General features: G+C 71.6%; 21 protein-coding genes. 17 read left to right on the top strand and 4 right to left on the bottom strand.

Features of this window, described 5'->3' with window-relative positions; all coding sequences use genetic code 11:
- Positions 1-226 precede the first annotated feature (226 nt).
- From IF655_RS23885 to IF655_RS23830, 12 genes are all read left to right on the top strand, one after another.
- Positions 227-1,741, top strand: a complete 1,515-nt coding sequence (locus tag IF655_RS23885) for a folylpolyglutamate synthase/dihydrofolate synthase family protein (protein ID WP_199587157.1) — start codon at positions 227-229, stop codon at positions 1,739-1,741.
- An 11-nt stretch (positions 1,742-1,752) separates the two neighbouring features.
- Positions 1,753-2,112 (top strand): DUF4233 domain-containing protein, encoded by a 360-nt coding sequence (locus IF655_RS23880; RefSeq protein ID WP_199587156.1) that lies wholly within the window; start codon positions 1,753-1,755, stop codon positions 2,110-2,112.
- 61 nt (positions 2,113-2,173) lie between these two features.
- Complete coding sequence (gene ndk / locus IF655_RS23875) at positions 2,174-2,587, top strand: nucleoside-diphosphate kinase (protein ID WP_018545119.1); 414 nt, start codon at positions 2,174-2,176, stop codon at positions 2,585-2,587.
- A 337-nt stretch (positions 2,588-2,924) separates the two neighbouring features.
- The gene (locus tag IF655_RS23870; protein WP_014672705.1) at positions 2,925-3,944 is read left to right on the top strand and encodes a rod shape-determining protein; all 1,020 of its coding nucleotides are present in this window, start codon (positions 2,925-2,927) and stop codon (positions 3,942-3,944) included.
- A 168-nt stretch (positions 3,945-4,112) separates the two neighbouring features.
- Entirely contained in the window at positions 4,113-5,057 is a 945-nt protein-coding gene (gene mreC, locus IF655_RS23865) for a rod shape-determining protein MreC (protein WP_199587155.1), read from the top strand.
- A 13-nt stretch (positions 5,058-5,070) separates the two neighbouring features.
- Positions 5,071-5,748: a rod shape-determining protein MreD gene (mreD, locus tag IF655_RS23860; protein WP_199587154.1), complete on the top strand. Its 678-nt coding sequence runs from the start codon at positions 5,071-5,073 to the stop codon at positions 5,746-5,748.
- Positions 5,749-5,882: 134 nt separating this feature from the next.
- Positions 5,883-8,132, top strand: a complete 2,250-nt coding sequence (mrdA, locus tag IF655_RS23855) for a penicillin-binding protein 2 (protein WP_199587153.1) — start codon at positions 5,883-5,885, stop codon at positions 8,130-8,132.
- Positions 8,129-9,328 carry a rod shape-determining protein RodA gene (rodA, locus tag IF655_RS23850; protein WP_199587152.1) on the top strand — a complete coding sequence of 400 codons (1,200 nt, stop codon included), beginning with the start codon at positions 8,129-8,131 and terminating at the stop codon, positions 9,326-9,328. Before mrdA ends, rodA begins: the two co-directional genes overlap by 4 nt.
- Before the next feature lie 109 nt (positions 9,329-9,437).
- Positions 9,438-10,937 (top strand): CYTH and CHAD domain-containing protein, encoded by a 1,500-nt coding sequence (locus IF655_RS23845; protein ID WP_199587151.1) that lies wholly within the window; start codon positions 9,438-9,440, stop codon positions 10,935-10,937.
- 104 nt (positions 10,938-11,041) lie between these two features.
- Complete coding sequence (locus IF655_RS23840; RefSeq protein WP_199587150.1) at positions 11,042-13,003, top strand: TIGR03960 family B12-binding radical SAM protein; 1,962 nt, start codon at positions 11,042-11,044, stop codon at positions 13,001-13,003.
- 89 nt (positions 13,004-13,092) lie between these two features.
- A complete protein-coding gene (locus tag IF655_RS23835) occupies positions 13,093-13,494 on the top strand; it encodes a hypothetical protein (RefSeq protein WP_199587149.1) in 402 nt (133 codons plus the stop codon).
- 160 nt (positions 13,495-13,654) lie between these two features.
- The gene (locus tag IF655_RS23830) at positions 13,655-15,709 is read left to right on the top strand and encodes a restriction endonuclease (protein ID WP_199587148.1); all 2,055 of its coding nucleotides are present in this window, start codon (positions 13,655-13,657) and stop codon (positions 15,707-15,709) included.
- A gap of 45 nt (positions 15,710-15,754) precedes the next feature.
- On the opposite strand, the gene IF655_RS30895 is transcribed toward IF655_RS23830, so the two are convergent.
- The 4 genes from IF655_RS30895 to IF655_RS23810 all read right to left on the bottom strand — a co-directional run bounded on the left by IF655_RS30895 (position 15,755) and on the right by IF655_RS23810 (position 18,813).
- A complete protein-coding gene (locus IF655_RS30895; protein WP_206776348.1) occupies positions 15,755-16,231 on the bottom strand; it encodes a hypothetical protein in 477 nt (158 codons plus the stop codon).
- Positions 16,228-16,890: a hypothetical protein gene (locus tag IF655_RS23820; protein WP_206776347.1), complete on the bottom strand. Its 663-nt coding sequence runs from the start codon at positions 16,888-16,890 to the stop codon at positions 16,228-16,230. Before IF655_RS23820 ends, IF655_RS30895 begins: the two co-directional genes overlap by 4 nt.
- 192 nt (positions 16,891-17,082) lie before the next feature.
- Positions 17,083-17,436 (bottom strand): DUF805 domain-containing protein, encoded by a 354-nt coding sequence (locus IF655_RS23815; protein ID WP_199587257.1) that lies wholly within the window; start codon positions 17,434-17,436, stop codon positions 17,083-17,085.
- A gap of 153 nt (positions 17,437-17,589) precedes the next feature.
- Positions 17,590-18,813 (bottom strand): dipeptidyl aminopeptidase, encoded by a 1,224-nt coding sequence (locus tag IF655_RS23810; RefSeq protein ID WP_199587147.1) that lies wholly within the window; start codon positions 18,811-18,813, stop codon positions 17,590-17,592.
- A 161-nt stretch (positions 18,814-18,974) separates the two neighbouring features.
- On the opposite strand from IF655_RS23810, the gene IF655_RS23805 reads away from it, so the two are divergent.
- The 5 genes from IF655_RS23805 to IF655_RS23785 form a co-directional block, all read left to right on the top strand.
- The gene (locus IF655_RS23805; protein WP_199587146.1) at positions 18,975-19,595 is read left to right on the top strand and encodes a hypothetical protein; all 621 of its coding nucleotides are present in this window, start codon (positions 18,975-18,977) and stop codon (positions 19,593-19,595) included.
- 72 nt (positions 19,596-19,667) lie between these two features.
- A complete protein-coding gene (locus IF655_RS23800) occupies positions 19,668-20,774 on the top strand; it encodes a hypothetical protein (protein ID WP_199587145.1) in 1,107 nt (368 codons plus the stop codon).
- A 46-nt stretch (positions 20,775-20,820) separates the two neighbouring features.
- Complete coding sequence (locus IF655_RS23795; protein WP_199587144.1) at positions 20,821-21,603, top strand: TIGR03936 family radical SAM-associated protein; 783 nt, start codon at positions 20,821-20,823, stop codon at positions 21,601-21,603.
- 261 nt (positions 21,604-21,864) lie between these two features.
- Complete coding sequence (locus IF655_RS23790) at positions 21,865-26,121, top strand: Rne/Rng family ribonuclease (protein ID WP_199587143.1); 4,257 nt, start codon at positions 21,865-21,867, stop codon at positions 26,119-26,121.
- A gap of 167 nt (positions 26,122-26,288) precedes the next feature.
- The coding region (locus tag IF655_RS23785) for a sugar phosphate nucleotidyltransferase (RefSeq protein WP_199587142.1) at positions 26,289-26,494 on the top strand (206 nt) is incomplete at its 3' end.

The following is a 26,494-nucleotide window of genomic DNA, read 5'->3' as shown; positions in this document are numbered from 1 at the left end:
CCAGCGGCACGACTGCCCGCAGCGGCGGCGGGGGAGGGCGGTTGGTTTTGCTTTTAAGGGGCGCGGGGAACTGCGCGACAAGCCACGACGCACCCGCACGCCACCACCGGCGGAACCGCTCACGGCGACGGGGTTTCAGGGGCGCGGGGAACTGCGCGATCAGGCACAACGCACCCGCACCCGGACCACCACGCGCAACCACCCCACCGCTCCGTAAACTGGCCCCGTGAGCGACGAGCAGCCCGGTAACGACACCCCCGACCCCCTCGAGTCCTTCGACGAGATCATCGCCGAGGAGACCGACCGCGACCCCGACCTCGCCGTGATCGAGGCGGGCAGCCGCACCCTGCGCACCCAGGGCGGCCCGCCGCAGGCGGACGTGCCGGCCCGCCCCGAGGACCCCGCACTCGACCGCGCCCTGCGCGAGGTGGAGACGGAGCTGGCGAGCCGCTGGGGCGAGACCAAGCTGGAACCCTCCGTCACCCGCATCGCCGCGCTGATGGACGTCCTCGGCGAGCCCCAGCGCACGTACCCGTCCATCCACATCACCGGCACCAACGGCAAGACCTCCACCGCCCGCATGATCGAGGCCCTGCTCGGCGCCTTCGAGCTGCGCACCGGCCGCTACACCAGCCCCCACGTGCAGTCCGTGACCGAGCGGATCAGCCTGGACGGCGCCCCGATCAGCGCCGAGCGGTTCATCGAGACGTACCAGGACATCAAGCCGTACATCGAGATGGTGGACGCCTCGCAGGAGTTCCGGCTGTCCTTCTTCGAGGTGCTGACCGGCATGGCGTACGCCGCGTTCGCGGACGCGCCGGTGGACGTCGCCGTGGTCGAGGTCGGCATGGGCGGAAGCTGGGACGCGACGAACGTGATCGACGGCGACGTCGCCGTGATCACCCCCATCGGACTGGACCACACCGACCGGCTGGGGGAGACCCCCGAGCAGATCGCCGTGGAGAAGTCCGGGATCATCAAGCCGGACGCGACCGTGATCATGGCGCAGCAGCCGGTGGACGCGGCGCAGGTGCTGCTGAAGAAGGCCGTCGAGGAGAACGCCACCGTGGCCCGCGAGGGTCTGGAGTTCGGCGTGGTGGACCGCCAGGTCGCCGTCGGCGGACAGCTCGTCACGCTGCGCGGGCTGGGCGGGGAGTACCCGGAGGTCTACCTCCCGCTGCACGGCGCCCACCAGGCGCACAACGCCGCCGTCGCCCTCGCCGCCGTGGAGGCGTTCTTCGGGGTCGGCGCGGAGCGCGCGCAGCCGCTGGACATCGACACCGTGCGCAAGGCGTTCGCGTCCGTCTCCAGCCCGGGCCGCCTGGAGGTCGTCCGCCGCTCCCCGACCGTCGTCCTCGACGCGGCGCACAACCCGGCCGGTGCCGAGGCGGCGGCGGAGGCGGTGCGCGAGGCGTTCGACTTCAGCCGGCTGATCGGCGTGGTCGGCGCGAGCGCGGACAAGAACGTGCGCGGAGTCCTGGAGGCGTTCGAGCCGCTGTTCGCGGAGGTCGTGATCACGCAGAACTCCAGCCACCGCGCCATGGACGCGGACGAGCTGGCCGCCGTCGCCGTCGAGGTGTTCGGCGAGGACCGCGTGCAGGTCGAGCCGCGGTTGCCGGAGGCTCTGGAGGCGGCGATCACGCTGGCCGAGGAGGAGGGCGAGTTCGCGGGCGGCGGTGTGCTCGTCACCGGTTCGGTCATCACGGTGGGCGAGGCGCGCCTGCTGCTCGGGAAGGGCTGAGAGGTTCCGTCGTGCGTACGCTCTGTTCATCGACGCTGATCGGTGAGTTCTTCATCATCGGGTTCGCGGGCCTGGTGGCCATGAAGGACCCCTCGCTCGCCATGTCCACCGTGTGGCTGGTGTGCGGGATCGCCATGGCCCTGTCCGTGCTGCTGTGCGGCATGGTGACCCGTCCCGGCGGCGTCGCCCTCGGCTGGGCCCTCCAGCTCGCGCTGATCGTCTCGGGCGTCTTCGTGCCGATGATGTACATCATGGGCGCGGTCTTCGCCGCCCTGTGGTGGGCGTCGGTGCACTACGGCCGGAAGGTGGACGAAGCCAAGGCCCGCTTCGCGGCGGCGGCCGAGCCCACCTCCACACCTGACGCTGCGTGACGAGTGCCACGACACGCCCTGTAATCTCGTGCCACCGCACGTCAGTCGTAAGGAGCCTTCCGTGACCCAGCGCACCCTCGTCCTGCTCAAGCCCGACGCCGTCCGTCGTGGCCTGACCGGCGAGATCATCAGCCGTATCGAGCGCAAGGCCGACTGGCGGATCACGGCGCTGGAACTGCGCACGCTGGACCAGGACACGCTGGAGCTGCACTACGGCGAGCACAAGGGCAAGCCGTTCTACGAGCCGCTGGTCGAGTTCATGTCCTCCGGTCCCGTCGTCGCGCTGATCGTCGAGGGCGAGCGGGTCATCGAGGGTGTGCGGCAGCTCGCCGGTCCGACGGACCCGATCGCCGCTGCCCCGGGCTCCATCCGCGGCGACTACGGCGTCATCGTCCGCGAGAACCTGATCCACGCGTCCGACTCCGAGGAGTCGGCCGAACGCGAGGTGAAGATCTTCTTCCCGGGCCGTGTCTGACCGGTGCCCGGCGGCCCGTCCGGGCCACGCCGTGCGGAGTTTCCGAGAATTTTTCTGAGTGACCGTCAGGTCGGCAGGACGCCCGGACCTGGGACGGCCGTACGATTTCGGCCGTCCCTCGGCATATGCGTTGGCGATCGGGGGAACGTGTGCCCCCGATGGGCCGTCTCCACAAGCGGGGCGCCGCGTCATCTGCTGACAATGGCGAAGACCCTCGCGCGATGTCCGTGAAGGCGCGTCTACGATGGAACCCTTCACGTCACCGCACCCACCTCGCCTACCTGAAAAGCCCTCAAAAGCTCGTGGGTAGGCCAGACGAATCCTGATGGGGAACTCAATGTCGTTCATCGGCCGTGACATGGCTGTCGACCTCGGGACCGCCAACACGCTGGTGTACGTCAGGGGTCGCGGGATCGTACTCAACGAGCCGTCCGTCGTCGCCATCAACACCAACACCGGTGGCATCCTCGCGGTCGGTGCCGAAGCCAAGAAGATGATCGGCCGGACGCCGGGCAACATCGTCGCCGTGCGCCCGCTGAAGGACGGCGTCATCGCCGACTTCGAGATCACCGAGCGGATGCTCCGCTACTTCATCCTGAAGATCCACAAGCGGCGGTATCTCGCCCGCCCGCGCGTCGTCGTGTGCGTGCCCTCGGGCATCACGGGCGTCGAGCGCCGCGCCGTCATCGAGGCGTCCTCGCAGGCCGGCGCGCGCCAGGTGCACATCATCGAGGAGCCCATGGCGGCCGCCATCGGCTCCGGCCTGCCGGTCCACGAGGCCACGGGCAACATGGTGGTGGACATCGGCGGCGGCACCACGGAGGTCGCGGTCATCTCGCTCGGCGGCATCGTCACCGCGCAGTCCATCCGCGTCGCGGGCGACGAACTGGACAACGCGATCATCCAGTACATCAAGAAGGAGTACAGCCTTCTGCTGGGTGAGCGCACGGCCGAGCAGATCAAGATCACGATCGGTTCGGCGTACGACCTCGACACCGACGAGCACACCGAAGTCCGCGGCCGGGACCTGGTGTCCGGCCTGCCCAAGACCGTCGTCATCTCCGCCGCGGAGGTGCGCAAGGCGATCGAGGAGCCGGTCAACGCGATCGTCGACGCCGTCAAGACGACCCTGGACAAGTGCCCGCCGGAGCTGTCCGGCGACATCATGGACCGGGGCATCGTGCTGACCGGCGGCGGCGCCCTGCTGCGCGGTCTCGACGAGCGGCTGCGCCGCGAGACCGGAATGCCGATCCACATCGCCGAGGACCCGCTCGACAGCGTCGCGCTCGGTTCCGGCAAGTGCGTCGAGGAGTTCGAGGCACTGCAGCAGGTTCTGGACGCGCAGCCGCGCAGATGACGTAACACTTCGATTCCGCCGTACGAGACGTTCTTCGCTCGTGCGGCGGATCGTTGATATAGAGGCATAAGCTCCCGCAAACGGACCGCTCGGATTGGCGCTTCCTTTCGTGTTGGCGTTTTTCCGGCAGTCCTCGAATTCCTATTGAGGAAGGCACGGCCGCCGCACGTGAGGGACACGAAAGAGAGCCGGCTGCTCCTGGTCCTGCTGATCGCCATCGCGTTCGCACTGATCACGGTGGACATCCGCGGGGGCCGGAACTCGCCGGTCGACGGCGCCCGGCACGCAGCGGCCGCGGCGTTCGGCCCGATCGAGAACGGACTGTCCTCCGCGGTCGACCCGGTCGGCGAGGCGGTCTCCGCCGTCCGTGACTCCGGCACCCGCCACGACCGTCTGGCCACGCTGGAGAAGGAGAACGCCGCCCTCAAGGCCAAGCTCGGCAGCGACGACCGCAACCGCAGCCGCCTGAACCAGCTCGACCGGATGCTGAAGATCGCCGGCGAGGGCCAGTACGGCATCAAGGGCGCCCAGGTCATCGCCATAGGAGCGGCCCAGGGCTTCTCCTGGACCATCACCATCGACGCGGGCGCCAACGACGGCGTCAAGCGGGACATGACGGTGCTCAACGGCGACGGACTGGTCGGCCGCGTCACCACCGTCGGCCCCGACACCGCCACCGTGCTGCTCGCCAACGACCCCGACTTCACCGTCGGCACCCGCATGGAGGGCAGCGACGAACTCGGCTTCGCCTCCGGACAGGGCGACCGCCCGCTGCGCGTCGAACTCCTCAACGGCAAGGCCGAGGTGAAGAAGGGCGACCGTCTGGTCACCTTCGGCTCCCAGGCAGACAAGCCGTTCGTGCCCGGCGTTCCGGTCGGCGTGGTCTCCCGCGTCGACCCCTCCGGCGGCGGACTGACCCGCACCCTGTACGTCACGCCGTACGTCGGCTTCAGCAAGCTCGACATCGTCGGCGTCGTCGTCACCGGACCCAAGAAGGACCCCCGCGACGAGGTCCTGCCCAGCAAGCCCAAGCCGGTCCCGACGCCGACCGTGACCGTGACGGTCACCCCCTCGGCGGACGCGCCCGAATCCACCGACGAGCAGCAGCAGTAGGAGCCGAACCACCATGCGCCTCAACCGCATCCTGCTCGCCGCCGCACTGGTCGTCGTCGCCCTGGTGATCCAGGTGAGCGTCCTCGCCCGGCTGCACCTGCCCGGCGCCGTGCCCGACCTGCTGCTGCTCACCGTCGTGGGTCTCGCCATGGTCTACGGCCATGTCGGCGGCGCCCTCGTCGGCTTCGGCGCGGGACTCCTCGCCGACCTCGCCCCGCCCGCCGACCACGCCGCCGGGCGCTACGCGCTCGTGCTCTGTGTCATCGGCTACTGCGCCGGGCTCGTCAGACCGGAGAACGGACGGCTGAAGTCCGCGACCGGACCGATGGCCGTCGTGGTCGCCGCCGCCGTCGGCTCCACGCTGCTCTACGCGGGCGTCGGCGCCCTCGTCGGGGACACCGCCGCCCGCCATGTCGGCCTGACCGGGCTGCTGTTCTCCGCCGCGCTCTACGACCTGCTGCTCGCGCCGTTCGTCGTACCCGGCGTCATGTGGCTGGCCCGCCGCACCGACAACGACCCGCTCACCGAGAACGGCCCGTCGGTCAAGGCCGGGAACATCTCCTCGGGCTGGCTCTCCTCCGGCACCGGTCTGCGCGTCGGCGGCGGGCGCGGCGGCCTCGGCACCCTCAAGGCCAAGGCCCGCACCCGCTCCGCCCGGGTCGGTCGCATCAAGGGGGTCAAGCGGCTGTGACAGCGGGCGAATTCACCCGAAAGAGGAAGCCCCGGGGGAACGGGCTCGCACAGGTTCCGCGTTCATCATTCGTACGCACACACGTTCACGTACGCGTCCACGCATCCGCGTCCGCGCACTGAGAGGGGGAGGCATTGACCAACATTCCCGAGACCGGGCGGACCCCACGGGTCCAGATCCGACTCGTCGTCATCCAGATCCTCGTCCTCTCCCTCCTCGGCACCCTCGGCGGACGCCTGTGGTACCTGCAGATCCGCGAGGGCGCCGAGTACCAGCGCGAGGCGTCCGGCAACCACGTCCAGCAGGTCGTCGACCCCGCCGTGCGCGGTGACATCCTCGACGCGCGAGGCGTCCCCCTCGCGGACAACGAGACCCGCCTGGTCGTCTCCGCCTCCCGCACCGACCTCCTCAAGCAGAAGGACGACGGCAAGGCGGTCCTCGCCAAGCTCGCCGCCGTCCTCGGACTGAAGACCGAGGACGTCCAGCAGAAGGTCCGACTCTGCGACGCGAAGACCCCCCAGCCCTGCTGGAACGGCTCGCCCTACCAGCCGATCCCGATCACCGACGAGGCCACGCCCAAGCAGGCGCTCCAGATCCGCGAGCGCGCCGAGGACTTCCCCGGCATCACCGCCGAGCCCGAGGCCGTGCGGCGCTACGGCGGCCCCGGCAAGTCCAACACCTCCCAGGTCCTCGGCTACCTCTCGCCCGTCACCGACGACGAGATCCAGAAGGCCAAGGACACCGACTCGCCGTATCTGCGCTCCGACATGGTGGGCCGCTCCGGCCTGGAGCGGCAGTACGACAAGCAACTGCGCGGCAAGGCAGGCGTCACCCGCTACGAGGTGGACAACCTCGGCCGGGTCATCGGCAAGGCCAAGGCCGACCCGGCGGAAGCCGGTTCCAACCTGGTCACCAGCATCGACTCCCGCGTCCAGCGCGTCGCGGAGTACGAACTGGACAAGGCCATGAAGGTCGCCCGCCAGCAGTTCGACAAGATCACCGGCACCAACTACAAGGCGGACTCCGGCGCCGTGGTCGTCATGGAGGCCAAGACCGGCCGCATCGTCGCCATGGCATCCGCCCCCACCTACGACCCCAACGTCTGGGTGGGCGGCATCTCCGCCAAGGACTACAAGGCACTCACCGGCAAGAACTCCGACTACCCGCTGCTCAACCGGGCCATCCAGGGCCAGGCCGCACCGGGCTCGACCTTCAAGGTGGTCTCCACCGCCGCCGCGGTCGAGGCGGGCTACGCCTTCGACGGCCGCTACCCGTGCACGAGTTCGTACTCTGTCGGCAGCCAGGTCTTCAAGAACTTCGAGGGCGAGAACTTCGGCCCGATCTCCCTCGGCCGCGCCCTGGAGGTCTCCTGCGACACCGTCTTCTACGGTCTCGCGGACCGGGAGTGGAAGCGGGACGGCGGCATCAACCCCAAGAAGGGCCAGCCCAAGGACTACTTCTACAAGGCCGCCCACCAGTTCGGTCTCGGCAAGGAGACCGGCGTCGACCTCCCCAACGAGGTCACCGGGCGCGTTCCCGACCGCCAGTGGAAGCTCGACTACTGGAAGGCCAACAAGGACGCCTGGTGCAAGTCCGGCAAGAAGGACGGCTCCTACGTCGAGAAGATCGCGTACGAGAACTGCCTCGAAGGCAACAAGATGCGCGAGGGCGACTCGATCAACTACTCCATCGGTCAGGGCGACACCCTCGTCACGCCGATCCAGGAGGCGCGGATCTACGCCGCCGTCGCCAACGGCGGCACCCTGTACCAGCCGACCATCGGCAAGGCGGTCATCAGCCCCGACGGCAAGACGATCACGCCGATCAAGCCGAAGAAGACCGGCAAACTGCCCGTCAGCCAGGCCACCCTCAAGGGCATGGACGACGCCTTCGCGGGCGTCATCACCCGCGGTACGGCGGCATGGAAGTTCAACGGCTGGCCGCAGAACAAGATCCCGCTGCACGCCAAGACCGGTACCGCCGAGGTCTACGGCAAGCAGACCACCTCCTGGCTGGCCACGTACTCCAAGGACTACACGGTGATCATGACGATCGCCCAGGCCGGTACGGGTTCCGGAGCCTCCGGTGAAGCCGTGCGCAACATCTACAGCGCGCTCTACGGCGTCCAGGGCGACGGCTCGATCGACAACAAGAAGGCACTGCTGCCCGAGCCGCAGAAGACCCTCCCGAAGGTCCGCTCCGACGGCACCGTCGCCGCCCCCAAGATCGCCGGTGACCCCGCCAAGGACGTCGAGGCAGCCCAGAAGAACAACGCCGGCAACGGCGACGACTCCCAGCCCGCGGGCACCGCGCCCACGGACAACACCAACAGCAACACCCGCAGGCGGCCCCGCCGGAGGGGAAGCCGGAGGACGCGCACATGACCGGCACCAACAGCTTCTCCGTCTCCGGATACGGCCCCGAGCGGGCCGGCTGGACGAGGCTCCTCGCCCGCGACTCGGTCACCCGGCGGCTCGACTGGCCGATACTGTTCGCGGCCCTGGCGCTCTCCCTGATCGGCTCGCTGCTGGTCTTCTCCGCGACCCGCAACCGCACGGAGATCAATCAGGGAGACCCGTACTACTTCCTGCTCCGGCACCTGATGAACCTCGGCATCGGGCTCGCCCTGATGATCGGCACGGTCTGGCTGGGCCACCGCGCCCTGCGCAACGCCGTGCCGGTCCTCTACGGCGTCTCCCTGCTCGGGGTGCTCCTGGTCCTCACCCCGCTCGGCGCCACCATCAACGGCAGCCGCAACTGGATCGTCTTCGGCGGCGGTTTCTCGCTCCAGCCCGCCGAGTTCGTGAAGATCACGATCATCCTCGGCATGGCCATGCTGCTCGCTGCCCGGGTCGACGCGGGCGACAAGCCGTACCCCGACCACCGCACCGTCCTGCAGGCGCTCGGTCTGGCCGCCGTGCCGATCATGATCGTGCTGCTCATGCCCGACCTCGGCACGGTCCTCGCCATGGTGGCCATCATCCTGGGCGTGCTGCTCGCCTCCGGCGCCTCCAACCGCTGGATCTTCGGCCTGCTGCTCACCGGGGTCCTCGGCTGCGTCGCCATCTGGCAGTTGCACATCCTGGACGAGTACCAGATCAACCGCTTCGCCGCCTTCGCCAACCCCGAGCTGGACCCGGCGGGCGTCGGCTACAACACCAACCAGGCGCGCATCGCCATCGGCTCCGGCGGACTGACCGGCGCGGGTCTCTTCCACGGCTCGCAGACCACCGGCCAGTTCGTGCCCGAGCAGCAGACCGACTTCGTCTTCACGGTCGCGGGCGAAGAGCTGGGCTTCCTGGGCGCCGGACTGATAATCCTCCTCCTCGGCGTCATCCTGTGGCGTGCCTGCCGTATCGCCCTGGACTCCACCGAGCTGTACGGCACGATCGTGGCCGCCGGGATCGTCGCCTGGTTCGCCTTCCAGTCCTTCGAGAACATCGGCATGACCCTCGGCATCATGCCGGTCACCGGTCTGCCCCTGCCGTTCGTCTCCTATGGAGGCTCGTCGATGTTCGCGGTCTGGATCGCGGTGGGACTGCTCCAGTCGATCCGGGTGCAGCGACCGATGTCGGCGTAAGCCTCCGGCGGTCAGGCAGATCGCAGCGAAGGGGCGGGAGGTCGTTCTCCCGCCCCTTCGCCGTGTCCGGGGGGTGGTTGTGATCGTGGGGGCGTTCTAGATTCGGTGCATGGCGGACGTGAAGCGTGAGGTGGAGCGGAAGTACGAGGGCGGGGACGGAAGCTTCCCCGAGGTGACCGGCGCCGCCGGGGTGGCCCGGGTCGTCGACCGGGGCGTGGCCGAGCTGGACGCCACCTACTACGACACCCCCGACGAACGGCTCGCCGCCGCCTCCCTCACCCTGCGCCGCCGCACCGGAGGCGGGGACGCCGGATGGCATGTGAAGTTCCCCGTCGCCCCCGGGGTCCGGGACGAGATCCGGGCGCCGCTGTCGGACACCGTGCCCGAGGAGATCGCCGCGCTGGTCCGCTCCCGGGTCCGGGGCGCCGAGCTGGTCCCCGTGATCCGGCTCCGCAGCGCCCGCCACGTCCTCGACCTGCTGGATGCCGAGGACACGCTGCTGGCCGAGGCGAGCACCGACACCGTGACCGCCGAGCGGCTCAACCGGGCGGGCGGCACCGCCCACTGGACCGAGACCGAGGTCGAGCTGGCCGACGGCGGCGACCCCGCCCTCCTGGACCGGATCGAGAAGCGGCTGCGCGCGTCCGGGCTCACACCCTCGAAGTCGCCGTCCAAGCTCGCCCGCGCCCTGGAGGAGACCGGTGGCCGGGGGAGCCGGGGCAAGGCGCCCGCCGCCCCCGTGACGGCAGGCGACCACGTCCTCGCCTATCTGCGCGAACAGCGCGAGGCGATCCTCACCCGCGATCCCGCCGTCCGCCGCGACCTGCCCGACGCCGTGCACCGGATGCGGGTCGCGACCCGCCGGGCCCGCTCCGCCCTGCGCGGCTTCCGCACCGTGCTCGACCCCGCCGCCACCGCCCCGCTCGCCGCCGAGCTGAAGTGGCTCGCGGGGCAACTGGGGCTCGACCGCGACCAGGAGGTCCTGGCGGAGCGCCTGAGCGCCGACCTCGCCGCACTCCCCGACGACCTGGTCACCGCACCCCTGCGCGAGCGCCTGACCCACTGGACCACCGCCCGCCACCACAGCACCCGGTCCCATCTGATCGGCGTACTCGACTCCGCGCGCTACCTCGCCCTGCTCGACTCCCTGGACGCCCTCCTCGCGGACCCGCCCCTGCTGAAGCGCGCCGCGCGCAAGCCGGGGAAGACCCTGGCCAAGGCTCTGCGCAAGGACGTCGCCAAGGTCTCCCGGTTGGTGGAAACCGCCCTGGAGCTGCCGCCCGGCGAGGAGCGCGACCGTACGCTGCACGAGGCGCGCAAGAAGGCCAAGCGCGCCCGCTACGGCGCGGAGGCTGCCACGGACGCCCTCGGCGCCCCCGCCCGCGCCCTCGTCAAGTCCATGAAGTCCCTCACCACCCTTCTCGGCGAACACCAGGACGCCGTCATGGCCCGCCACACCCTGCGCGAGCTGGCGGCGGTGGCGCACGGGGCGGGGGAGAGCGCGTTTCCCTACGGGGTGCTGTACGGGCGCGAGGAGCGGCGGGCGGAGCGGGTGGAGGACGAGCTGCCGGGGCGGTGGCGGAAGATCGTGTCCCGCTTCCCGCTCTGAACGGTACGGAGGACTGCGCCGACCGGGTTACGCTGGATGGTCACCCCCACCCCCAGTCTTCTGGCCGGGGGCGCCCCCAGTCAGCTCACGAAGGTAATGCCGCGATGTCCGTCGAGTCGGTCTTCCCGCAGCTCGAAGCTTTGCTCCCGCATGTGCAGAAGCCGATCCAGTACGTCGGCGGGGAGCTCAACTCCACCGTGAAGCCGTGGGAGACCAGCGATGTCCGCTGGGCCCTCATGTACCCGGACGCGTACGAGGTCGGTCTGCCCAACCAGGGCGTCATGATCCTCTACGAGGTGCTGAACGAGCGGGAGGGCGTCCTCGCCGAGCGCACGTACAGCGTGTGGCCGGACCTCGAGGAGCTGATGCGCGAGCACAAGGTGCCCCAGTTCACGGTGGACAGCCACCGCCCGGTGAAGGCGTTCGACGTGTTCGGGCTGTCCTTCTCCACCGAGCTGGGCTACACCAACATGCTCACGGCGCTGGACCTCGCGGGCATCCCGCTGGAGTCCAAGGACCGTACGCTCGACGACCCGATCGTCCTCGCGGGCGGCCACGCGGCGTTCAACCCCGAGCCGATCGCGGACTTCATCGACGCGGCGATCATCGGTGACGGCGAGCAGGCCGTGCTGGACATGACGGAGATCATCCGCACGTGGAAGGCGGAGGGCCGCCCCGGTGGCCGCGAGGAGGTGCTGCTGCGCCTGGCGAAGACGGGCGCGGTGTACATCCCGGCCTTCTACGACGTGGAGTACCTGCCCGACGGCCGTATCGCCCGCGTCGTCCCCAACCGCTCGGGCGTGCCGTGGCGCGTGTCGAAGCACACGGTCATGGACCTGGACGAGTGGCCGTACCCGAAGCAGCCGCTGGTGCCGCTGGCGGAGACGGTCCACGAACGCATGTCGGTCGAGATCTTCCGCGGCTGCACGCGCGGCTGCCGTTTCTGCCAGGCGGGCATGATCACGCGCCCGGTGCGGGAGCGGTCGATCACCGGTATCGGTGACATGGTCGAGAAGGGTCTGAACGCGACCGGCTTCGAGGAGGTGGGTCTCCTCTCCCTCTCCTCGGCGGACCACTCCGAGATCGGTGAGATCGCCAAGGGGCTCGCGGACCGCTACGAGGACGACAAGATCGGTCTCTCGCTGCCCTCGACGCGTGTCGACGCGTTCAACGTCGACCTGGCCAACGAGCTGACCCGCAACGGCCGCCGTTCCGGTCTCACCTTCGCCCCCGAGGGCGGCTCCGAGCGCATGCGCAAGGTCATCAACAAGATGGTCTCGGAGGAGGACCTGATCCGCACGGTCGCCACCGCCTACGGCAACGGCTGGCGTCAGGTGAAGCTGTACTTCATGTGCGGTCTGCCCACCGAGACCGACGAGGACGTCCTCCAGATCGCCGACATGGCGACCCACGTGATCCAGAAGGGTCGCGAGGTCTCCGGCTCGGGCGACATCCGCTGCACGGTCTCGATCGGCGGCTTCGTCCCCAAGCCCCACACCCCCTTCCAGTGGGCGCCGCAGCTCTCCGCCGAGGAGACCGACGCCCGCCTGCAGAAGCTGCGCGACAAGATCCGGGGCGACAAGAAGTACGGCCGCTCCATCGGCTTCCGCTACCACGACGGCAAGCCCGGCATCGTCGAGGGCCTGCTCTCCCGCGGCGACCGCCGCACCGGCGCCGTGATCCGCGCGGTCTACGAGGACGGCGGCCGCTTCGACGGCTGGCGCGAGCACTTCTCCTACGACCGCTGGATGGCCTGCGCCGACAAGGCGCTCGCCCCCTTCGGCATCGACGTCGACTGGTACACCACCCGCGAGCGCACCTACGAGGAGGTCCTCCCCTGGGACCACCTCGACTCCGGTCTCGACAAGGACTGGCTCTGGGAGGACTGGCAGGACGCCCTCGACGAGACCGAGGTCGAGGACTGCCGCTGGACCCCCTGCTTCGACTGCGGCGTCTGCCCCCAGATGGACACCCACATCCAGATCGGCCCCACGGGCAAGAAACTCCTGCCCCTGGCCGTGAAGAACGCGGGCCCGACCCCGGCGTCAAGCGGTCACACGCACTGACCCGCTCCGTCCCCCCACCCCCGCCGAAGACCGCCCTGCGGTTCTTCGGCGGGGGTTTGCGTTACGGGCCGGCTGCCCAGGCTTGAACCATGGGCAGCCTGGCGGATCTGGCGGGCCAAGCGGTCGGCGCGCTGGTGGGAACGGTGACCGGCGGAGCCATCACCGTGCATGTGGCGCGCTGGCAGACGGCTGCCGCTGGGGTCTCGGCTCGTCGGCGGTGGGCGCGGCAGCGTTCGGCCGAGGCGGCGCAGCGGCTGTTGGAGCGGCTCGCGGATCTGTACGCGTGGCTGCCGTCGCTGCCGGATCTCGCGCTGGAGGAGCCCCGGTTCAGCCCGGTGGCCCGTGAACGCTGCGCGGCGGCTCTCGGTTCGGTCAGGCGGGGCATGCAGACCGATCTGCTCTCCATCGGGGACGATCGCGTGCGCGCCCGGTACAGGACCGCGACGTGCGCGGGTATCTGCGCTACGTCCAGTTCACGCTTGAGGCCGTGATCGACGGCCGCCCCCCTGCCGGAGGACTGCCCGGGGCCGGTGCTGGAGCGTGGTTCGGTACATCCGTGGTGCAAGTGGATGTGCGGGACCGGGTCGGGTGGATAAGGTCGTCCGGTTACGTCCGGTTGGGGGCAGCCGGTGTGTGGGGGAGGGCTGGGGGATGGGGCGTCGGTCTGCTGGTCTGGCGGGGGTCTGGGCGGAGGCGCAGCGGCAGGAGCAGCGTCGGCGTGAGGACGAGGCGCGGCGGGAGCGGGAGAGGGAGCGGCAGGACCGGGCCCGGGAGCGGGAAGTCGCGCAGAGCCAGCGGGAGTTCCGGCAGGCGGAGGCGCGGCGGCGTACCGAGGAGCTGGAGGCGCGGGTGACCGCGCTGCGGGGGCTGCTGGCCGCCGGGTGCGGGGCGCCGGTGTTCCGGGTGGCGCGGCTGATGCGGTCCGAGGAGGTCGAGCCGTTCGATCCTGGGCCGCTGGGGTGGCCGGTGCGGATGCCGGACCGGGAGCAGTACCGGGCGGCGCGGGGCGCTTGGACGGCGGCGCAGCGGGCGCAGGCGGAGGCGGACGCGCACACCCGGTTCGAGCACGACTGGTTCGCGGCGCAGGCGGCGGAGTCCCGGCGTCAGCTCCAACTCGCCGTACACCGGCGGGAGTACGAGCAGCGGGTCGCCGTCCGGCTCGCGGAGGTGCGGCGGCACAACGCCGGGGTCGCGGAGGCTGCCGAGAGCGTGCGGCGGGGTGAACCGGATGCGGTGGTCGCGTACTTCAGCGCCGCGCTGCGCGCTTCCACCGCGTGGCCCGGCGGTTTCCCGTGCGTGCCGCGCGCGGCGTACGACCCGGTGGCCCGACAGCTCGTGCTGGACTGGGAGTTGCCGGGGTTCGCCGTGGTGCCGGAGGCGAAGTCGGTGCGGTACATGCCCACGTTGGACCAGGAGAAGGAGACACCGCGTCCGGTGGGGCAGCGGCGGACGCTGTACCGCGAGGTGCTCGCGCAGTGCCTGCTCCTTGCCGCCCAACAGGTCTTCGCCGCCGACGAGTTCGAGGCGCTCGACTCGGTCGCGGTGAACGGCGTGGTGGACGACCACGACCCGGCGACCGGTCGGCAGGCGCTGATCTGCCTGGCGACGGTCATGGCGCCGAAGGCCACCTTCACCGGTCTCCATCTCGCCCAGGTCGACCCGGTGAGCTGTCTGACGGAGGCGCTGAAGGGGCGGCTGTCGGCGCGCCCGGACCAGCTCGTGGCGGTACGACCGGGCCGTAGACCGGAGGACGTGCGCACCGGGTCCGACGAGCGGTCCTACACCGGCGAGTCGGACACCGGTGAGGAGCCGGACCTCTACGAGATGGACCCGATCGCCTTCGAGTCGCTGGTGGCGGAGCTGTTCCGGGCCATGGGCATGGAGGCGGTGACGACCGAGCGGTCCGGCGACGGCGGGGTGGACGTGCACGCCGTCGACCCCACCCCGATCCGGGGCGGGCAGATCGTCGTGCAGGTGAAGCGGTACCGCAACACGGTCCCGCCGACGGCGGTGCGGGATCTGTACGGGACCGTGCAGGACACCGGCGCGAACAAGGGCGTCCTCGTCACCACCTCGGGCTTCGGCCCCGGGTCGCACACTTTCGCCCAGGGCAAGCCCCTGGAGCTGATCCCGGGACCCGAACTGGTCGATCTGCTGCACCGCCACGGACTGCGCGGCCGGCTCGGCGAGCGCGCGCCCCGCCCCGCCGCCGAACCGCTCGGCGACTACAACGTGCTGGGCATGTCCTGGTCCGGCGAGGTCGCCCTGGACGTGTGCGCGCTGGTCTGCGCGGGCGCCCGCGTGCTGAGCGACGACCACTTCGTGTTCTTCAACAACCCCGCCACCCCGGACGGTTCGGTCCGCTCGGTCCCCGCCCCGCCTCCGGACAAGGCCGCCGTCCGCGTCTCCTTCGACGCCCTGCCCGCCGAGGCGGACCGCCTGGTCCTCGTCGCGGCGGTCGACCCCGAGACCGACCCCCACGCCGACCTCTCGGGCTTCACGTCCCCCGTGATCCGCCTCCTCGACCCCGCCCTCACCGAACTCGGCCGCCTGGAGGTCTCCGAGGGCCGCCCCGGCGAAACCGCCCTGGTCCTCGGCTCCTTCCGCCGCCGCCCCACCGGCGACTGGGACTTCGTCCTGGGCGGCCCCGGCTACCCGACCGGCCTGGCAGCCCTCCTCGCGGACCACGGGATCGCGGTGGAGTGAGACGGGCTCCGTCGCCCCGGCGGCAGAGGCCGGGGCGACGGAGGCTCATACTCTGTTGATCCGCCAGGCGATCATGCCGGTCGCCCCGGCGTCGCCGTCGACGTCGATCCGCACGCCCCGCGTCCCCGTGAAGCGTTCGAAGACCTCGGACCGATCGCACGGTACGGCCTTCGCCCGCGCCTGCTTGCCCGGCGTGAACGTGATCCTGGCCGTGCCCTGTCCGGCACAGACGACGGTGAGCTTGTAGACGCCTCCCGACCGGGTGCCGGGCTCGGTGTGAATACCCTCGGAGACGCGCTCCACGCCCGACTCGACCGCGGACGCGTCCTGGGCGCTGACCGCGTCGAGCGCCGCCTGCGCCTGCGCCGCGAGCTTCTTCTCACCCGCCGGTGTCCGGCCCGGCCGCGCGGACGCGGTCGCCCGGTGCTGCGGCTCGCCCGCGTCGCCGGTACCGGACGTACACCCCGTCAGGCACACAGGCACCAGCATCACCACGAGGACCCATGCTCCCCGCGCCCTCATGACGACGTCTCCCAGTACTTCCAGCCCGTCTCCTTCGTCGGAAGCGTGGCCGTACCACTGGTCACGACCGTCGGGCTGCCGCAGCCGTTGCCCTTGCGCCGGTACTTGGTCCAGCCGACCTTGTAGCCCCACGAACCGTATTGGAGGTGGCCGTACTTCTTCTTGGCGATCTCGTGGGTGTAGGTGTGCCCGGTCGTCACCGACACACTCGCGGCGATCTTGGCACTGATGCTGACCTTCGCCTTCGCCACCACCACGCTGGCCTCAGCCTCTTCGCCGGCCGAGATCTCCATGGAGATGGTGCCGGCTCTGGTGACACTGACGGTCATGCTGCCGCCGGGGCCGTCCTTGTACTTCGTGCCGTTCCACCAGGACGCCACGTGATAGTTCTTCTTCGACGTGATCTCGATCCACGTCTGCGGGCCGTCGCAGTAGCGGGGATTCACCACGCCGCCGGGCTCGTCGCTCTCCCAGTCGGCCCGGTCATTGATGTCGGTGTCGTCCTGTGCCACCCCCTCGCCGGTTTCCACCGCCTGTTCCGGGCCGGAGGCCGTCGGTGCCGGAGGCTCCTCCTCCGCGGCCGCGGTACCGGTGGTTCCCAGGCAGATCAGGAGTGCGGTGCCGGACGCGACGGCTGTTCGGCCCATGCCGAAACTCATATGTGCTTCCCCCTCGTGAGTGTTCCGTCGCCCGCCTTGGTCAGGGGCGGACACCCGTGACGCTAGGGGTACGTCATGCTCACTACAAGTGAACGCGCTTGTTTCTGAGGGGAACTTGAGGGTGGCGTGCGGCGCGAGGAAGGGGCCCGCCGGAGATTCCGGTGGGCCCCTTCCTCGCGGACGGGTGAGGCGTCAGACCGCGGGTGCGTACTTCGGGTTCGGGCCGTGTTCGTTGGGTTCCGGGCGGCCCTCCTGGGCCAGGAAGACGATCAGGATGATCCAGCCGATGAAGGGGATCAGGCCGATGAGGACGAACCAGCCGGAGCGGCCGGTGTCGTGGAGGCGGCGGACGGCGACGCCGAGACCGGGCAGGAAGAGGGCCAGGCTGTAGATCCAACTGATGACCATGGTGCCGATGGCCCGCCCGATGATCGACAGGACGATCGCGATGATCAGGTTGACCAGGAAGAACATCCAGTATTCCTGCCGCCGTGCGCGGCCGGTGAAGACGGCGTACTTCTTCAGGACGTCGACGTACCAGTGCATACTCGCCCCCCAGCGAAGGTTCTGGTTTTCGGCCTCCATGGAAGCAGTGGGCCGTGGTCGAGCGCCATAGGTTGGCGTGTCCGGATCAATATGGTTATCCGGCTGTGTCCTTGATCGTGATCAACGTCCGAATATGGCGATCGGCATCCGGTTTCAGATCCGCGCCGGAGTCCCCAGCCGCGCGTCCAGCCAGTTGAAGATCCGCTGCTCGAACAGTGCCCGCCCCAGCGGCTCGCAGTGCAGATGCGCCCCCTCCTCCTCGGTGAAGCGGACCAGCCACTTGGGACCGGGCAGCGCGTCGTACAGCCGCCGGGAGGCGCCCGGCCAGAAGTGCTCGCCCTCGGGGTCGGTGATCAGCAGCGGGGTGGTGATCCGGTCGAGGACCGGCATGAGGTCGTACCGCGCCACCTCGGTCAGCAGGTCGTACGGCGTGTCGATGCCGTACGGCCGTGCCCGCCACCGCCACATCGCCGCCAGCGACGGGCTCTGCTCCAGCGCCTCCCCGATGATCGCGTCGAACGCGTCCCGGTCCCCCGACTCCCACAGCCCGCGCAGATCGGGACCGAGGTGCTGCCACCAGCTATCGCACACCCGCACCACCCCCGGGTCCGCGACGGCGGCGGCGATGCGCTGCTCGAAGGCGAGCGCGCGCGGCACCCAGTAGCCGCCCTGGCTGATCCCCGCCAGCGCCAGTCGGCGCGGGTCCACGTCGGGGCGCAGGAGGAGGTAGTCGACGACCGGGGTGATGACGTTCTCCCAGTCGGGCCGGAAGGTCACCCCGCGCTCGAAGAGCATCGACTGCTGCCCGGGTCCGTCGAAGAGCAGGACGCGGTAGCCGCGCTCCACGGCGGGCGCGCCGAGCAGGGTCCAGGCGGCGGTCAGCGGGCCGTCGCTGCCGTTGTTGACGATCAGGGTCGGCAGCGGGGCGTCGTCCTCCGCGCCGGGCGGGCTGACCAGGTAGCCCGGCAGCGTCGTGTCCTCGTAGGGGATCGCGACCCGCTCGGCGGGCGGGTCGCAGGCGTGCAGAAAGCGGTCGAGGCAGGCGCGGTGCTCCGCGAAGACCTCGGCCGCCCGCTTCCCGCCGTCGTCCCCGATCGCGTCGGCGGCGACCAGCGCGGTGCCGAAGTAGCCCGCCGCGCGCAGCCAGGCGGCGCGGGCGCTGAGCGGATGCCCGGTCGCCGCGCAGCGGTCGGCGTCCTCCGCGACCCGGTGCCCGAGATCCGTCCAGGCGTCGAACCACGCCGCGCCGTCCCCGTCGGCCACCCCCGCGGCGGTGGTCAGCACCTCGCCCGGGTCGGCGCCGCGCCGCCACACCGAGCCGAGGGCGAGCAGGACCTCGTAGTTGAACTGGTCGTTCTCGTTGAAGCGGTAGCTCATGGGGGCTGCTCCCGGGACAGACCGTGCCGACCCCCGTGCATCCGGACCGCATCTCCACGGTAGGTGCCGCACGGGCCCCGCGCACACGGGCGGCGCGCGTGCGGTCCGGGCCACCGGGCGCGACCATGAAGGAAGGGGACCGCGACCGACGGAGGAGTCCCATGGTCCAGCAGACGGCGACGAAGGCCCCCGCCAAGAAGCCCGTCGGCACGGGCAGCGTGTTCCTCTCCTTCGCCCCCTGGATCATCTTCGGCGTCGTCGCGAGCCCCAGCACCTGGGAGTACGCGGCACTCGCCGCGCTCATCGCCTCGCTCGCCCTGTCCGCGCAGGACCTGCGGCACGGCAGGGTCCGCATCCTCGACGCGACCGGCATCGTCTTCTTCGCCGTCCTGGCGGTCCTCGCGCTCGCCCTCGGCAGGAACGAGCTGCTGTGGGTGGAGACGTACGCCCAGGTCATCTCCAACGGCGTCGTCGCCCTCGTGGCGCTCGGCTCGCTGTTCGCCGACCCGTTCACCGCGCAGTACGCGCGCGAGTCGACGCCGCGTCAGTACTGGGACTCGCCCATTTTCAAACACATCAACCGGGTACTGACCGCGGTGTGGGGACTCGCCTTCGTCCTGATGACGCTCTTCACCTGGCTGGCGATCCACTTCCCCGCCCAGGACGACTGGTTCAACTGGGTCGTGCCGATCGCGCTCCTGGTGGGCGCCGTGCGGTTCACCCAGTGGTACCCGGAGCGGTACAAGGCGCGTGCCGTCCCGGCGGAGGCGGCGGAGGGCTGACACCCGCGGGGACGACACGCGGAGGGCGACCCCGCAGGCATCCATGGCGCCCACTTCTGCGTCTGTACGTGCATGGACCTGGACAAGCCGCCCGCGGCGCCCGCCTCCTCCGAGGGCTGCCTCGCCGTGGCGATCCGCCTTCCGGTGCGGATCGTGGTGCTCGTGCTCGTGGTGCCGGTACGGCTGGTGTGGGACGCCCTCACCGTCGCCGGACGCTTCCTGAGGGACACCGTGCTGCGCCCGCTGGGACGCGCGCTGCTGTGGCTCGGCGGGGCGCTCTTCGTGTGGCCGTGGGTCGCGCTGTGGCGGTGGGTCGTGGTCCCGGTCGGCAAGGGGCTCGGCTTCCTCGGTCATGTCCTCCTGGTGGTGCCGCTGCGCTGGCTGTACGCGCGCGTGCTCGCCCCGCTGGGGCGGGGGACGGCGTGGCTCGCGGGCGCCGTGGGCGCGGCGCTGGTCTGGCTGGGGCACCATCTGTTCGTCGTCCCGGCGCGGTGGCTCTGCACCTGGCTGCTCGCCCCGGTCGGCCGCGCGGTCGCCCGGTGCGCGCGGGCCGTCGCCACCGGGGTGGGCGTCGCGCTGTACTGGACGGCGCGCGTGCTGTTCGTGCTGCCCGCGCTCTGGCTGTGGACCTGGGTGCTCGTCCCGGCCGGGCACGGGGTGTCGTGGCTCGCGGACCTGGTCGTCACCGGGGTCGCCGCCGTCCTGTACTGGACCGCGCGCGTCCTGCTGGTGCTGCCCGCGCGGTGGCTGTGGCGCCGGGTTCTGGCGCCCGTCGGACGGGTGCTCGCCGTCCTCGGCCGCGAGATCGCGGACGCCCTCGGACACGCCTGGCGGATCGCCGGACGCGTCTCGCTCGTGGTCGGACGCGCCCTCGGCACACTCTTCCGGTGGATCTTCGTGGAACCGGTCCGCTGGGCGTACCGCACCGTCCTCACCCCCGTCGGACACGTCGTGCGCGACCACGTCCTGCGCCCCGCCGCCCAGGTCGCACGCGCCGTGGGACACGCCTCGCGGCAGGCGCTGGCCACCGCCCGCGACACCGTCCGCCAGGCCCGTGCGGACCTGCGCCGGATGCTCCTCGGCGACCCCCGGCAGCCGGTCGCGCTGGACCGGCGGGAACCTCACGAGCGCGGCACACGTACTCTTGGTAGCAGTACGACCGCACTCACGAAGGACTAGGACACTGGGCAAGCGACAGCCCGAAGGCCCACCGCCCGCACCCGCGGTGCAGCGCATCCGACTGCGTTACACCAAGCGCGGCCGCCTCCGGTTCACCAGCCACCGTGACTTCCAGCGCGCTTTCGAGCGTGCGCTGCGCCGCGCCGAGGTACCCATGGCGTACTCGGCGGGGTTCACGCCGCACCCGAAGGTGTCGTACGCCAATGCCGCACCCACCGGCACGGGCAGTGAGGCGGAGTACCTCGAGATCGCCCTGACCGCGGCGCGTGACCCCGAGACCCTGCGGGGTCTGCTCGACGGGTCGCTGCCCGCCGGGCTGGACATCACCGACGCGGTGGAGGCCCACACCTCCGGCCTCGCCGACCGGCTCGCCGCCTCCGTCTGGGAGCTGCGGCTGGACGGCGTGGACCCGGCGGAGGCCCAGCGCGCGGCGGACGCCTTCCACGCGGCCGGGACGGTCGAGGTGCAGCGCACGACCAAGAACGGCGTGCGCACCTTCGACTGCCGCCCGGCCGTCGCCTCCCTGGAGGTCGTGGAGACGCAGTCGCGGGCTGATAGGCCGGAAGACCACCCCTGTGCGATACTGCGGCTGGTTGTTCGGCACGTGACGCCTGCCGTACGACCCGACGACGTCCTGTCCGGTCTCCGCGCCGTGGCCGACCTGGCGCCGCCGGTCCCCGCAGCGGTGACCAGGCTGGCGCAGGGGCCTTTCGATGAAGAGACCGGCACGGTGACCGACCCGCTCGCGCCCGACCGCGAGGCAGCCCAGGCCAAGACGGCCGCACCGGCTGCCGCCGCGACGGCGGCGACGCCGGAAGGTTCCGTGTAGGACACACGCCGTAGCGCCGCCCTCGTACTCGGGAGCCACCTGGGTCGGGCAGCGCACCCACCAGAAGACTTTCGCCAGGCCGTACCGACAAGGCGTACGGAACCGGCGAGACAGGACACGGAGTGCTCCCGTGCGGCGCCCGCGCCCCGGACGGCGGCCATCGCGCATCGCGCGGGCCGCGGACGTCAACGGCGGACGGCCCGAAGAGGCCGGTGCCGGACCAGGCGCGGCGCCCGGGAGCCTGACGGGAGAAATGCCCGGATGCTCGAACCGACCGAGCCCAACGAGGGTTCCGAACTGAACACCCCGAGCGACACCCTGCCCCCGCGCAGGCGTCGCCGAGCCGCCTCCCGGCCGGCGGGTTCGCCCGCCGCCGCCGAGGCCCCCACCGAGGTCGTCACGGCCACCCCCAGGGCCGAGGAGCCCGCTGCCGAGCCGCAGCGGGACGCCGAGGCGCCCGCGCCCGACGAGGCCGCGCCCGCCCGCCCCCGCCGCCGTGCGACCCGCCGCGCCGCCGCGCCCGCCGGAGCCCCGGCCGCCGCCGAGGTCGCCGAGACAGTCGTCCCGGTGGAGACGACGGCCGCCAAGGCAGAGACCGCCGAACCGGCCGAGGTCACCGAGACCCCCGCGCCGCGCCGTACCCGCCGCCGGGCGTCCGCGCCCGCCGGTGCCCCCGCCGCCTCCGCTCCGGCCGAGGACAAGGACGACGACCAGGTGAGCGTGGAGGCCGAGAACGTGAACAGCGAGAACGCGGACGTCGAGAACGCCGAGGACGAGAAGGCCGCCGAGGCGCCCGCTCCCCGTGCGCGCCGCCGTGCCACGCGCCGCGCCTCCGCGCCCGCCGGTGCCCCGGCCGCCGCCGAGACGGCCGCCGACACCGCGCCCGCCGCCGAGGCTCCGGTCGTCAAGGAGAGCGTCGAGAAGAGCGCGGAGGAGGCGCCCGCCGAGGCGGAGCCCCGCACGCGCCGTCGTGCCACGCGCCGCTCGTCCGCGCCTGCCGCCGCCCCCGCCACCGAGACCGCCGCCGAGGTTCCGGACGCCGTCGAGGCACCCGCCGCCGAGGAGACGCCCGCCGCCGAGGCGGAGACCGCTCCGCGCAGCCGTCGTCGCGCCACCCGCCGGGCGTCCGCGCCCGCCGGTGCCCCGGCGACCGCCGAGACCGGCGAGTCCGCCGCGCCCGCCGCCGAGAAGAGCTCCGAGGTCGAGGAGGCGCCCCGCAAGGGCCGCCGCCGCGCTGCCGAGGCGCCCGCCGCCGCGGAGACCGAGGCGCCGCAGACTGCCGCCGAGAACGGTCCGCGCCGTCGCCGCCGCGTCGTGCGGCAGGCCGCGGGCGGGTTCTCCGCGCCCGCGCCCGCCGAGGGCGCCGAGTCCGACGCCCCGCGCAAGCCCGCCCGCCCCGCCGTGGCCGTCTTCCGGGCGCCGGTGTTCACCGAGCCGAGGTTCCAGACCCCGCAGCGCGCCGCCGCCGAAGCCGCCGCCGAGGCCGCCGAGGCGGAGGAGAGCGCGCAGCCGGAGGAGACCGAGCCGACCGAGCGGAGCGAGCAGTCCGGCCGCGCCGAGTCCTACGACGACCGTGCCGAGTCCGGCTCGCGCCGCCGTCGCCGTCGCCGCAACGCCCCCGCCGAGGAGACCCGCCCGGCAGCCGAGGCCGCGACCGAGACCGAGGCCGAGGAGCCGGAGGAGGCCGACGAGGCCGCCGAGGGTCTGGCCGAGGGTGACGACGCCGAGGGCTCCGAGGAGTCCGGTTCGCGCCGCCGTCGCCGCCGGGGCGGTCGCCGCCGTCGCCGTGGTGACGCCCTGGAGGGCGAGGAGGGCACGGACGGCGAGGACGACGACCTGGCCGCCGAGCAGGCCGCGCAGGACGCCGAGGACACCGCCGAGCAGGAGGAGGACGAGGAGGAGGCGCAGGACGCCGCGGGCTCCAGCTCCAGCCGTCGTCGCCGCCGCCGTCGCCGCCGTGCCGGTGACTCCGGCGAGTCGGCCGACGCCCCCGCCGACGACCCCGAGCGCACCGTCGTCAAGGTCCGCGAGCCCCGCAAGGCCGCCGAGCCGTCCGACGAGGTCCAGTCCATCAAGGGCTCGACCCGCCTGGAGGCGAAGAAGCAGCGCCGCCGCGAGGGTCGCGAGCAGGGCCGCCGCCGCGTGCCGATCATCACCGAGGCCGAGTTCCTGGCCCGCCGCGAGGCCGTCGAGCGCGTCATGGTCGTGCGCCAGCACGGCGAGCGCACCCAGATCGGCGTCCTGGAGGACGGCGTGCTCGTCGAGCACTACGTCAACAAGGAGCAGGCCACCTCGTACGTCGGCAACGTCTACCTGGGCAAGGTCCAGAACGTGCTGCCGTCCATGGAGGCCGCCTTCATCGACATCGGCAAGGGGCGCAACGCCGTCCTGTACGCCGGTGAGGTCAACTTCGAGGCGCTCGGCATGGCCAACGGGCCGCGCCGCATCGAGTCCGCCCTCAAGTCCGGCCAGCCGGTCCTGGTCCAGGTGACCAAGGACCCGATCGGCCACAAGGGCGCCCGCCTCACCAGCCAGGTCTCCCTGCCGGGCCGCTACCTCGTGTACGTCCCCGAGGGCTCGATGACCGGCATCAGCCGCAAGCTGCCCGACACCGAGCGCGCCCGGCTGAAGACCATCCTCAAGAAGATCGTCCCCGAGGACGCGGGCGTCATCGTGCGCACCGCCGCCGAGGGCGCGAGCGAGGACGAGCTGCGCCGTGACGTCGAACGGCTCCAGGCGCAGTGGGAAGAGATCAAGAAGAAGGCGAAGACGGGCAACGCCCCGACGCTGCTGTACGGCGAGCCGGACATGACCGTCCGCGTCGTGCGCGACATCTTCAACGAGGACTTCTCCAAGGTCATCGTCAGCGGTGACGAGGCGTGGGAGACGATCCACGGCTACGTCTCGCACGTCGCCCCGGACCTCGCCGACCGGCTCCAGAAGTGGACCAGCGAGACGGACGTCTTCGCCACGTACCGGATTGACGAGCAGCTCGCCAAGGCGCTGGACCGCAAGGTCTGGCTGCCCAGCGGCGGTTCGCTGGTGATCGACCGGACCGAGGCGATGATCGTCGTCGACGTCAACACCGGCAAGTTCACCGGCCAGGGCGGCAACCTGGAGGAGACGGTCACCAGGAACAACCTGGAGGCGGCCGAGGAGATCGTGCGCCAGCTCCGGCTGCGCGACCTCGGTGGCATCATCGTGATCGACTTCATCGACATGGTCCTGGAGTCCAACCGCGACCTGGTGCTGCGCCGCCTCCTTGAGTGCCTGGGCCGGGACCGGACCAAGCACCAGGTGGCCGAGGTGACCTCGCTGGGTCTGGTCCAGATGACCCGCAAGCGCGTCGGTCAGGGCCTCCTTGAGTCCTTCTCCGAGTCCTGCGTCCACTGCAACGGGCGCGGTGTCATCGTCCACATGGAGCAGCCCTCGTTCGCCGGTGGCGGCGGCGGTGGCGGCAAGCGCAAGAAGCGCGGCAAGGGCGGCGACGCCCACACTCACGAGCACGAGGGTGCCGCCGTCGCGGTGGCCGTCGAGGCTCCCGCGCCGGAGGTGACCGAGACGGCCGCCGAGGTGGCCGCGGAAGCCGCCGAGCCGCTCGCGCTGCCCGCGCCGGAGTTCACCCCGGACGAGGAGCTGTACAGCAGCGTCGCCGAGGCGGAGGCAGCGGCAGGGCGTGGCCGCTCGCGCCGCCGTACGAGCCGCAGGGCCGCCGGTGCGCCGAAGACCGAGAACGGCAAGGCGGAGTACGGCAAGGCCGAGACCGGTCGCGCCAAGGGCCGGGGCGCGCGCGCCGAGGCTCCGGTGGACCGCACCGAGTCCGTCGCCGAGGCCGAGCGCGCCGTGCGCCCGGAGCAGGCAGCCGAGGCGCAGGCCGTACCGGTCGCCGCCGAGGACCCGGTGGTGCCGCAGGAGGCCGTGGCCGAGAAGCCCGCCGCCCAGGAGCCGGTGACCGAGGAGTCCGCGCCCCAGGGCCGTACGCGCCGCCGGGCCACCCGCAAGGTGTCGGCGCCCGCCGGTTCCCCGGCCGGGTCCGAGGCGACCGTCGTGACCGTCGCGGAGAGTGCACCGGTGCCCGCGCCGGTCGCCGAGCCGGAGCCCGAGGCTGCGGCCCCGGCCGAGGAGGCTCCCGCCGAGAGCGCCGCCCCGGCGCGTCCGCGCCGCCGCGCGGTCCGCAGGGCGACCGCCTCCACCGCGTCCGAGGACACGGCCGTCGTGGTCGTCCCGTCGGCCGCTACGGAGACGGAGACGGAGGCGCCCGCCGAGGCGGGCGAGGCCGAGGAGACCGCTCCCGCCAAGAAGACCGCCCGCAAGGCGGCCAAGAAGGCACCGGCGAAGAAGGCGGCCGCGAAGAAGACCACGGCCGCCAAGAAGACGACGGCCAAGAAGACCGCCGCCAAGAAGACGACCGCGAAGACGACGACGGCCAAGAAGGCGACCAAGACCGCCAAGACGGCCGCCGCCAAGTCCACGGCGAAGAAGACCACCACGGTCTCCGCGCCCGACGACGAGAGCTGAGTCGCACCCCGATCACCGTGTGGTCCTGCCGTTCCCGGCAGGGCCACACGGTCGTCAACGGGACTTTTCCCGCCGTTTCCCGGTAGGAAGGCCCCCCGACACCTCGTGCCGCCGGTCCGACCCGGGCGGCGGCACGCGAGCCGCGTGAACCGAAGGAGAAAACCGCGATGATAGGTCTCGTGCTGGCGGCCGGCGCCGGACGGCGTCTGCGCCCCTACACCGACACGCTGCCCAAGGCGCTCGTGCCGGTGGGCCCGGAGGGCGAGGAGGAGTCGCTGACGGTCCTGGACCTGACGCTGGGCAACTTCGCCGAGGTGGGTCTGACCGAGGTCGGTGTCATCGTCGGTTACCGCAAGGAAGCCGTGTACGCCCG

The organism is Streptomyces sp. DSM 110735 (genome assembly GCF_016482685.1).
Taxonomy (GTDB): Bacteria; Actinomycetota; Actinomycetes; order Streptomycetales; family Streptomycetaceae; genus Streptomyces.
Note: the sequence above shows the minus strand (reverse complement) of the source record. Positions and strands in the feature narration are given on the sequence as shown.

Excerpts from the sequence above, each read along its gene's own strand:
- IF655_RS23870 (WP_014672705.1), top strand. The coding sequence starts at position 2,925 with ATGTCGTTCATCGGCCGTGACATGGCTGTCGACCTCGGGACCGCCAAC.
- IF655_RS23810 (WP_199587147.1), bottom strand. The coding sequence starts at position 18,813 with ATGAGCTACCGCTTCAACGAGAACGACCAGTTCAACTACGAGGTCCTG.
- IF655_RS23845 (WP_199587151.1), top strand. The coding sequence starts at position 9,438 with ATGGCGGACGTGAAGCGTGAGGTGGAGCGGAAGTACGAGGGCGGGGAC.
- IF655_RS23805 (WP_199587146.1), top strand. The coding sequence starts at position 18,975 with ATGGTCCAGCAGACGGCGACGAAGGCCCCCGCCAAGAAGCCCGTCGGC.
- rodA (WP_199587152.1), top strand. The coding sequence starts at position 8,129 with ATGACCGGCACCAACAGCTTCTCCGTCTCCGGATACGGCCCCGAGCGG.
- IF655_RS23840 (WP_199587150.1), top strand. The coding sequence starts at position 11,042 with ATGTCCGTCGAGTCGGTCTTCCCGCAGCTCGAAGCTTTGCTCCCGCAT.
- IF655_RS30895 (WP_206776348.1), bottom strand. The coding sequence starts at position 16,231 with ATGAGGGCGCGGGGAGCATGGGTCCTCGTGGTGATGCTGGTGCCTGTG.
- IF655_RS23820 (WP_206776347.1), bottom strand. The coding sequence starts at position 16,890 with ATGAGTTTCGGCATGGGCCGAACAGCCGTCGCGTCCGGCACCGCACTC.
- mreD (WP_199587154.1), top strand. The coding sequence starts at position 5,071 with ATGCGCCTCAACCGCATCCTGCTCGCCGCCGCACTGGTCGTCGTCGCC.
- IF655_RS23835 (WP_199587149.1), top strand. The coding sequence starts at position 13,093 with ATGGGCAGCCTGGCGGATCTGGCGGGCCAAGCGGTCGGCGCGCTGGTG.
- IF655_RS23790 (WP_199587143.1), top strand. The coding sequence starts at position 21,865 with ATGCTCGAACCGACCGAGCCCAACGAGGGTTCCGAACTGAACACCCCG.
- IF655_RS23815 (WP_199587257.1), bottom strand. The coding sequence starts at position 17,436 with ATGCACTGGTACGTCGACGTCCTGAAGAAGTACGCCGTCTTCACCGGC.
- IF655_RS23800 (WP_199587145.1), top strand. The coding sequence starts at position 19,668 with ATGGACCTGGACAAGCCGCCCGCGGCGCCCGCCTCCTCCGAGGGCTGC.
- IF655_RS23830 (WP_199587148.1), top strand. The coding sequence starts at position 13,655 with ATGGGGCGTCGGTCTGCTGGTCTGGCGGGGGTCTGGGCGGAGGCGCAG.